The 2793-nt window shown below is 48.6% G+C and carries 1 protein-coding gene; it reads left to right on the top strand.

What is annotated here, in order from left to right; genetic code table 11:
* On the top strand, nt 1-2793 hold a 2793-nt coding region (locus tag VE954_RS26225), incomplete at both ends, for an ATP-binding protein (RefSeq protein WP_324958440.1).

Here is a 2793-nt window from a genome sequence, read left to right as displayed (position 1 = left end):
ATGATCCTTGTCGCAGGGACTTCGGGCATTGGCAAAACCACCCTGATCAATGAAGTTCAAAAGCCACTTCTCAGGCGTCGGGGCCTGTTCATTAAAGGCAAGTTCAATCAATACAACCGTGATACACCCTATGAAGCCTTTATCAGTGCGTTTTCGTCCCTGGCCGATCACTTCCTGGCCCTCCCCGAAGCTCAACTGACAAGGATTCGCGAAGGATTGCTCAAAACTCTTGGGCATAATGCCAGGGTTGCGGTCGACCTGATCCCCAGATTCGGAGCGGTTTTGGGCGAGCTGCCTGAACTGGAGGATCTCGGCAGCGTCAGCAATGCCAACCGTTTCCGTCTTGCCCTGGACGCCATTGTCAGCGCCATAGTCCAGTATGAATACCCGCTGGTGATATTCATTGATGATCTCCAGTGGGCTGATGGCGGCTCGCTCGGCCTCATTCAAAATATATTTGAGCGCCGTCAGGGTGCTCAGCTCTTTTTAATTGGAGCCTATCGGGACAACGAAGTTGATCACCTGCATCCCCTGACCCGTTGCCTTCAGAGCCTTACGGATATGGGGCTCGATATTGCCCGGGCGAGCTTAAATCCGCTCAACGAAAATGATCTTGCCGGCCTGATAGCCGACAGCCTTCACTCGTCTTCGGCTGAAACAAAGGACATCTGCGAGGAGGTCATGCTTAAAACCCATGGCAACCCTTTCTTCGTCCATGAAGTGCTGACACAGCTCTATCATGCCAAAGCCTTCAATTTTTCCGCTCAGCTTGGCCGCTGGGAATGGGATATCAAAAATATCCGTTCGCTGGGCCTCAGCTCCAATGTCATCGATTTTCTCATTATCAAAATCAGAAATATGGGGGCAGAGGTCATTCCTCTCCTGGCCCATGCAGCATGCATAGGTCATGAATTTGACCTTAAAACACTTTGCACATTGACCGGCACAGGCCTCCAGGAGGCCTCAAAAATATTGGCAGGACCTTGTCAGGAGCATATCCTTATCTACGAAGGCCCGTCCTTTCTATTCCAGCATGCGTCGAGTGAGGAAAGACCTGCTGACACCTTTGATGGAATCAAATATCGATTTGTTCATGACCGCGTGCAACAGGCCTGTCATGCTCTTGTTCCTGAAGCTGAGATCAAGAAAATCAAGCTGCAATACGGAAGACATCTTCTGCGAAATTCAAGCAGCGAGGATGTGAAAAAAAATCTGAGCGTGCAGATTGCTGAACTTTTTAACAGTGGCGTTGATTATATAGAAGGTCCTTCTGAACAAAGCCTTGTTGTCGATCTGAATCTCATGGCTGCGAATAAATCTGCAGCCTCCCTTTCCTATGGAAGCTCAGTAAAATTTGCCAGACTCGGTTTGAAGCTTCTGGAGGATATCGGTGGAGGGTATTCCGATACCTACCGAAACCTTATGCTGATTGCTGCGGAGGCGGAATATAGCAACCAGAACGCTGACGCGGCAGAGCAGCTCTTTGAAGAGCTTCTTTCCAAGGGTGGTGATCCCTATTCCCTGGCCCTCATATATGAGAAAAAAACGGCCCTCTATGGTCTGACTGGAGAGTTCGACAAGGCCTGCGTGAGTGGTATCGAGGCGCTTAAGCACCTTGGGATTCGTCTGCCCAAAAATCCGCATATTTTGCTCGGTATCGCTCTAAGCATGAAGACTCTTTATATGGCCAGAAGGCTGCGAAAAAACAACCGATTAACGAGTCAGATGCTGTCTCCTCAGGTGCAAGATAAAAATTACAGACTTATTGTGTTGACGCTATTCAGCATGCAATACAATGCCTTTCAATCTGATATGAAGTTCTTTACCTATGTTACCGCTTATGCGCTTCAGCTCATACTAAAACATGGACCCTCTGATGGCGCGAGCAATATATGTAGCAGCTTGGCATTAATGACACTTCTCGTAACCAACAACTATTCTCATGCGCAAGAGTTGGCGGAACTATCCATCGAAGTGGCCGAAACACATGAACCTAGAATCTACTTGGGGAAAGTGTTATTTGCGAACGCTTATTGTCTTCTTCACTGGTCAAAAGATGTCAGGCGAAGCATAGCGCAGCTCTCAACTGCCGAGGATCTCCTTTCGCAGGCTGGCGAAGTGACCTGGCTCGATACCGCCCGGGCTGTAAGAATCTTTTTCATAATGCACTTTGCACCTTACATCCAGGACATTGCGAAGCAAGCCGAAGATATGCGCGGTGTGACGAAGCTGAAGATCTCGCAGACAGCCAAGCCGGGCTATTCCATCACCCAGCAGTACCTAAGGACAATGCAAGGACTCATACCTAACATAGTAACATTTCGGGACGGAGATGAAACTGATAGAGAGGCGATCGCTGGCGTTGTGGAGAAGGTCCCTACTGTTTCGACCAGGACCAACTATCTGATCCTTCAAGCCCAGAGCTTTGTCATATTCAATGAATACGAAACAGCTTACCGCTTGCTTAAGCTTTGTGAACTGGATAAAATCCTGGGTTCTGTAGCCGTCGCATATCATAATTTCTTTCTGGGCCTGTGTACTTCCGCTTTGTATCAGCAGGGTTTCGCAAACTATGGGCAGGCTTTTCTCAAACTTCAAACTACTCTCAGGAAGGCAAAAAAATGGGCCGAAGTAGTCCCCGTAAATTTCAAACACTTTGCGCTTATTCTTGAAGCGGAACTGCAGCTTTTCAAAGGGCAATACCTGAAGGCAACAGCACTCTACGATGAAGCCATCAGCACTGCTGAGCAATACAGCTATTTTTGGGTCGCAGGCCTCGCTGCTGACCGCTGT

It is taken from the genome of Oligoflexus sp. (assembly GCF_035638955.1).
GTDB lineage: Bacteria > Bdellovibrionota_B > Oligoflexia > Oligoflexales > Oligoflexaceae > Oligoflexus.
Note: the sequence above shows the minus strand (reverse complement) of the source record. Positions and strands in the feature narration are given on the sequence as shown.